General features: G+C 62.1%; 8 protein-coding genes. 3 read left to right on the top strand and 5 right to left on the bottom strand.

The window, feature by feature from the left end; genetic code table 11:
* Nucleotides 1-151: 151 nt before the first annotated feature.
* Nucleotides 152-1,300 (bottom strand): ribonuclease D, encoded by a 1,149-nt coding sequence (rnd, locus tag VCB98_RS13510; RefSeq protein WP_346053420.1) that lies wholly within the window; start codon nucleotides 1,298-1,300, stop codon nucleotides 152-154.
* A gap of 77 nt (nucleotides 1,301-1,377) precedes the next feature.
* Between rnd and VCB98_RS13505 the strand changes: the two genes are divergently transcribed.
* Genes VCB98_RS13505 through VCB98_RS13495 form a run of 3 tightly spaced genes read left to right on the top strand, consistent with a single transcriptional unit; the run spans nucleotide 1,378 to nucleotide 3,899 of the window.
* Nucleotides 1,378-1,905, top strand: coding sequence for a hypothetical protein (locus tag VCB98_RS13505; RefSeq protein WP_346053418.1), 528 nt, complete (start codon nucleotides 1,378-1,380; stop codon nucleotides 1,903-1,905).
* Nucleotides 1,883-3,286 (top strand): UDP-N-acetylmuramate:L-alanyl-gamma-D-glutamyl-meso-diaminopimelate ligase, encoded by a 1,404-nt coding sequence (gene mpl, locus VCB98_RS13500; RefSeq protein WP_346053416.1) that lies wholly within the window; start codon nucleotides 1,883-1,885, stop codon nucleotides 3,284-3,286. The genes VCB98_RS13505 and mpl overlap by 23 nt, the downstream gene beginning before the upstream one ends.
* Nucleotides 3,279-3,899 (top strand): flavin prenyltransferase UbiX, encoded by a 621-nt coding sequence (locus VCB98_RS13495; RefSeq protein ID WP_346053414.1) that lies wholly within the window; start codon nucleotides 3,279-3,281, stop codon nucleotides 3,897-3,899. The genes mpl and VCB98_RS13495 overlap by 8 nt, the downstream gene beginning before the upstream one ends.
* On the opposite strand, the gene VCB98_RS13490 is transcribed toward VCB98_RS13495, so the two are convergent.
* The 4 genes from VCB98_RS13490 to VCB98_RS13475 all read right to left on the bottom strand — a co-directional run.
* Entirely contained in the window at nucleotides 3,900-4,628 is a 729-nt protein-coding gene (locus VCB98_RS13490; RefSeq protein ID WP_346053412.1) for a cytochrome c biogenesis CcdA family protein, read from the bottom strand.
* On the bottom strand, nucleotides 4,628-5,029 hold the full coding sequence (locus VCB98_RS13485) for a thioredoxin family protein (protein WP_346053410.1): 402 nt from the start codon (nucleotides 5,027-5,029) through the stop codon (nucleotides 4,628-4,630). The genes VCB98_RS13490 and VCB98_RS13485 overlap by 1 nt, the downstream gene beginning before the upstream one ends.
* A gap of 56 nt (nucleotides 5,030-5,085) precedes the next feature.
* The gene (locus VCB98_RS13480; RefSeq protein ID WP_346053408.1) at nucleotides 5,086-5,550 is read right to left on the bottom strand and encodes a thioredoxin family protein; all 465 of its coding nucleotides are present in this window, start codon (nucleotides 5,548-5,550) and stop codon (nucleotides 5,086-5,088) included.
* A gap of 154 nt (nucleotides 5,551-5,704) precedes the next feature.
* A partial coding sequence (locus tag VCB98_RS13475; protein ID WP_346053406.1) for an amidohydrolase family protein occupies nucleotides 5,705-5,914 on the bottom strand: 210 nt, incomplete at its 5' end.

Below are 5,914 nucleotides of genomic sequence, written 5' to 3'. Positions count from 1 at the left end.
CTCCAAGAAGAAGGCTTCCAAGAAGAAGGCCTCCAAGAAGAAGGCCTCCAAGAAGAAGGCTTCCAAGAAAAAGCGCGGCCTTCGCCGCTGATGCGGAAACGAGGAAGGGCCGGCATTGCCGGCCCTCAGGCCTGCCGCCTTGCCAGGCGGACTATTTCTCGAAGACCAGTCGCCCTGCTGATACGGCCAGCTTCAGATCCCCACGAAGCAGAGACTCCAGGTCGCGGCCCGCCATGGCAGCTCGCCAGCCCTTGAGCAACGGCAGGTCCCGCTCCCCACGGACCAGCGCCTCCAGTTGTTTGCGGGTTGCCACCTGCGCAGGACTCATGTCGTGATCGGCGCAGCGGGCGCGAAGCACGGCCATCATCGCATCGACCAGCGCCTCCTGAGCCGGGCTGAGACGCTCGGGTGTATCGGCCAACGCCGGTGGTGGCTCTTGCAAGCCAGCCTCTGCCGCCGCAACGATCTTGTCGCCATGGCGGCGGCGTACCGCATCGGGGACATCGCGCATGTCCTCCATGTCGCTGGCCTGTTTGGGCGGCCGTCGGGCGAGGTCAATCATGGCTTGGTCCTTCAGTATCCAGCGGCGTGGCCGATTGCGGGCGAGTGCTTCCTCCTCACGCCATCGTGCCAGGCTGACCAGTACGGCCACTTGCCGGGGTTTGAGCTTTCGGTAACCCTTGACCCGCTTCCAGGCATTATCCGGATCGGGCAGGTAGAGAGCCGGATCGGTCAGGGATTGGAACTCTTCCTCCAGCCACTCCATTCGCCCACTGTTGACCAGTCCCTGCCGTAGGTGTTCGAAGACTGGGCCCAGGTAGCGCACATCATCCGCGGCGTATTCGATCGCCTCCGGTGACAGGGGGCGGGCGCGCCAATCCGTGCGGGTATGGCCCTTGGCCAGTTCCTTGCCGCACACAACCTGTACCAGACGGGCGTAGCCAACCTGGTCCCCATGGCCCAGCATCGCCGCGGCAATCTGGGTATCGAACACCGGTGCCGGCACGGCTTGCCAGCAGTGGAAGAAAACCTCCAGATCCTGCCGGGCGGCATGGAAGACCTTCAATTTGGCAGGGTCCAGCATCAGGTCACGGAGAGGCGCCATGCCGGCCTCGTCCAGTTGCAGGGGGTCGATGCAGGCCAGGCGGTCGCCGGCCGCCACCTGAACAAGGCAGAGCTCGGGCCAGTAGCTGTCTTCCCGGATGAATTCGGTGTCCACCGCCAGCCAATCCCATTCGCGGATGCCGGCAACGAAAGCGGCAAGCTGCTCAGGGCTGTCGATGTATTCGGTTTCTGTCATTTCGGTGGCCTTTCGCTCTTGTCCGTAAGGCGAGAATGGTAGCATGCGGTGTTTTATCTCGGTGGCGGAGACTGTCGATGGCCTGGATCAAGCACTGGTTCCTGAAGGGGTGGCAAATCCTTGTCTTCCGCCAGGGTCCGCAGGATCTTCCTTCAGATACGGCCTGGACCTTGATGGCGGGCTGCGTCTACGTGATTTCCGGCGCCGTGCTGTTGCATCTGCGCGCCCTGGATCATCCGCTGCCCGCCTTGTTGTTGCTGGACCTCGCCTTGACCCTGGGCTTTATCTGGCTGGTGCTCGGATTTACCGGGCGACAGAGTCGCCTGCCGCAGTCACTGCAAGCGATCTGGTTGTGCGGCGCCTGGCTGAATCTGATGGGGATGCCACTTGCTACCGTGCTGGTATCCCCGGAGAACAATGGTGGTCTGTTGCTGGACCTGGCGGTGGTGGCCAGTCTGGCCCTGGTATTCTGGAGTATTGCTCTTCTGGCCCATATCCTTAGACATGCCCTGGATTGGTCAATGGCACGGGCACTGCTTCTGTCACTGGCTTATACGTTAATCAATATCACGGCGACCTTTTATGTCTTCCCACCAGAACTCTGATCAGAACCAAGGGCGTCACTTTCATCTGTTGGCAGCCTGCGGCACATTCATGGGCGGTTTGGCTGCCCTGGCCCGTGAGCTGGGCTGGCGCGTTAGCGGCGCCGATAAGAACGTGTATCCGCCCATGAGCGATCAGTTGGCGGCGCTCGGTATTGATTTGACCGAGGGTTGGGATCCAGCCCAGTTGGACCCCGCACCGGATCAGGTCGTGGTGGGCAATGCCCTGTCGCGAGGGAACCCGGTGGTGGAAGCGCTGCTGGAAAGTCGTATTCCCTACACCTCCGGCCCCGACTGGCTGGCACGGGAGGTCTTGCGGGAGCGTTGGGTGATTGCCATCTCGGGGACCCACGGCAAGACCACGACCGCCGGCATGGTGGCCTGGATTCTCGAGTACGCGGGGCTCAGCCCCGGGTTTCTCATTGGCGGCATGCCGGGCAACTTCCCGGTCTCTGCGCGGCTGGGTCAAAGCCCTTTCTTCGTGATTGAGGCCGATGAGTACGACAGTGCCTTTTTCGACAAGCGCTCCAAGTTCGTTCACTACCGGCCCCGCACCCTGGTCATGAACAATCTGGAATACGATCATGCCGATATCTTTCCCGATCTTGCCGCCATCCAGCGTCAATTTCACCATCTGGTGAGAACCGTGCCCGGCAGTGGCCTGCTCATTCGCCCTCGGGATTGCCCGGCCCTGGATGAAGTTCTGGAGATGGGCTGTTGGACGCCGGTGCTGCATCTGGGCGATGAGCGGGAGGGCGTGACGGCCACCGAGCCCGATTCGGGCTGGACGGCATTTGATGTGCACGTGGCCGGTGAACGAGTTGGGCGATTGCGCTGGCAGATGCGCGGGGAACACAACGCCCAGAATGGCTTGGCCGCCATTGCCGCTGCCCGCCATGCCGGGGTGGCGCCGTCGGTGGCCATTGAGGCCCTGGGCGAATTCCGCGGCATGAAGCGTCGGCTGGAGGCGATTGGTGAGGTGTCCGGCATTGCGCTTTATGACGATTTCGCCCATCACCCCACTGCCATTGCCAAGACGCTGGCTGCCCTGCCGGCCGGCCGTCGGGTCGCGATTCTCGAGCCCCGCTCCAATAGCATGCGCATGGGCGCGCACCGGGATGCCTTGCCCGAAGCCTTGGCCGGGGCAGACCGTATCTACCTCTACGTGCCGTCTCAACTCGATTGGGCCGGAGAGGCGCTGGAAGCAAGTCTGGGCGAGAAGCTGACGGTGGCAAGGGACACCGACGCGCTACTGGATCGACTCGCCTCCGAGCTGCAGGCTGGCGATCAGGTTGCCATCATGAGTAATGGCGGCTTCGAGGGGATTCATGGCAGGCTGCTGACAGCATTGCGAGAAACACGGGGAGAAACCGCTGATGAGTGAGTCCAGGGACTACCGCGACGACATCAGTCTGGCTTTTACCGGCGCCTCCGGTGCCCAGTATGGTCTGCGTCTGCTGGATTGCCTGCTGCGATCCGGCCATCGCGTGCATCTGATGATTTCCCGGCCTGCCCAGGTGGTGATCGGCACCGAAACCGATCTTTCCCTGCCCGGGCGCCAGGCGGATATGGGTCGTTTTCTGGCCGAGCGAAGCGGGGTGACGTCAGATCGTCTGCTGGTCTACGGCCAGGATGAATGGACGTCAGCAGCGGCCAGTGGCTCGGGTGCGCCCCGGCGGATGGTGGTCTGTCCCTGTACCACCGCCACCGTTTCCAATATTGCCATGGGTGCCAGCCGCAGCCTGATCGAACGGGCCGCCGATGTGGTGCTCAAGGAGCGTCACAGACTGGTGCTGGTGATCCGGGAGACTCCCTTCTCGGAGATTCACCTGGAAAACATGCTGCGGCTGGCCCGCATGGGCGCGATTATCCTGCCGGCCAATCCGGGCTTCTACCACAAGCCCGAGCGGGTCGAGGATCTGGTCGATTTCGTCGTTGCCCGGACCCTGGATCACCTGGGTGTCGAACATGACTTGCTGGCCCGGTGGGGGCGATGATCAGACGCTGGTGGTGAGCCGGACCAGCCAGTCCGGACTGATATTCAGCAGCCAGGTTTCCAGCACCTTGTCATAGCCGGTAAGAACCAGCAGGCCGATGGCAAGCAGGCTGGCACCCATGACCTTGCGGCCGATCTCGCCGATCCTCGCCATCCTGTCCCGATTGCGCATGAACATTGCCTGTGAGGCCAGGCCGATGCCGATCAGGGGCAGGACTGCAAAAATGCTGAAGACCAGCATGACCACCGTGACTGCCCCCAGACTCTCGCCGGTGGCCGCCAGGCCGATGGCGGCGCCGATGGTCGGGCCGATGCAGGGAGTCCAGGCAATGCCCAATAGCAGCCCCACCGCTGACTGGGCCGCCGGGTGATCGCTTCGAATTCGGCTGGCGCGTTCGTGGCTGGCGCTACTGAGTCGTTGGGTGATTGCGGCAAACCCGCTTTGCAGGTGGGCGCTCACCAGAACAATGCCAAACAGCACCATCAGCACCCCGGCGGTGGTGCGCCATTGCTGTTCGCTGAGTCCGGCCAGTTCACCGCCGCCGGCAAGCAGAACGCCGACGGCAGTGAAGGCCACCACCATGCCGCCACCCAGGCCGATCAGGCCCAGGCGGTTACGGCTGGTAGCCGCACCTGCCAGCATCGGCAGCAACGGCAGCACACAGGGGTTGAGCAGGGTCAGGGCCCCGGCGGCCGCCGCCAGAACCAGAGTCAGCAGGCCGATCTCCATCAGAGTGCGGCCTCCAGAAAGTTGCGTAGGGCCGACTCACGGGTTTCGGCCACCACGCGTGCCATTTCATTTTCTCCCCGATAGAGAATCAGCGTGCTTTGACGCCATGCATCCAGGGATTCGGCATGTTCCTTCTGTTCGTCCCAGTCCAGCCGGAGTTTCTTGACTTCCGCGAAATCTTCCTCGGAGAGAAGATCACTCAGAACCTCTCCCTGGGCGCGGCAGGTTGGGCACCAGGAGGCCCAGACATCCACCAGGATGACGGCACCCTCTTGCTGCAATGCTTCAAAGCGGTCCTGGGTGAAGGCGGGCGGGGGCTCGTCCGCCATGCTGCTTACGGGCAGCAGCATGGCCAGGCTGATCAGGCACATCTTGATGATCGACAGTCGTGATTGAGACATGGATAGCTCCTGTGGTTTAAGAAAATGCCAGGGTTTGTCTGGTCAATGGGCCCCGCTCAGGGGGTGGATTCAGTGTCTTCGAGGGCTGCCAGGAACAGGGCCTCGATACGTTCGGGATCGGTATCGCCAATGAGTCGGTCGACTTCGTGGCCCTGATGAAAGGCAATCAAGGTGCTTTGATGATTGACGCCCAATCGGGCCAGGGCATCCCGCTGCTGGTCGAACTCAACTCGCAGAAGCTGCAGTTCTTCGAAGCGTGTATCCGAGCCCAGAGCCGCCAAGGTGGGGGATTGGGCACGACAGAAGGCGCACCAATCGGCATGAACATGGACGACAAAAGAGGAATCTGCGCTAAGCAGTGCCTCAAATGTCGAAAGCTCAAATGTTTCGAAGGGTGTGTTGTTTTTATCAGTGCTGGACGTGTCCCCGGAACCTGGTTGGGCACTCAGGGTAATGACCGCGCCCAGGGCCATGCCGAAGCACAGCACGATCATGAATGCGAGCGGTGTTGCCAGTCTCATTGATTTCTCCTCGTCTTTTGGGTCGCTTGAGACTTAGCGGCCGGAAGTAGGACGAGGGAGTCTCGTGACTGTTACAGCCTGGGGAGAGAATGACTGGGGTAGGGGGGGAGAGGCCGCCTGGTCGGCGGCCTCTCCAAAGCAAGAACGGGGTCGTTCAATCGCGGGCGTAGCGGTCCTCGATTTCCCGCAGGGTCGCGCCGATTTGCTCGGCATCAATCCATTGTCCCCGGATCATCACGCCGCGGGGATCGCGGAGGTTGCTCAGGTCCTTGAGGGGGTTGGCGCGCAGCAGCACCAGATCGGCATTCATGCCTTCCGCCACCTGTCCGAAGTGATCGCCCATGTCGAAATAGCGGGCCGGGTT

This window comes from Natronospira elongata (genome assembly GCF_034931365.1).
In the GTDB taxonomy this organism is placed as follows: domain Bacteria; phylum Pseudomonadota; class Gammaproteobacteria; order Natronospirales; family Natronospiraceae; genus Natronospira; species Natronospira elongata.
This window is presented reverse-complemented; position numbering and strand designations above follow the sequence as displayed.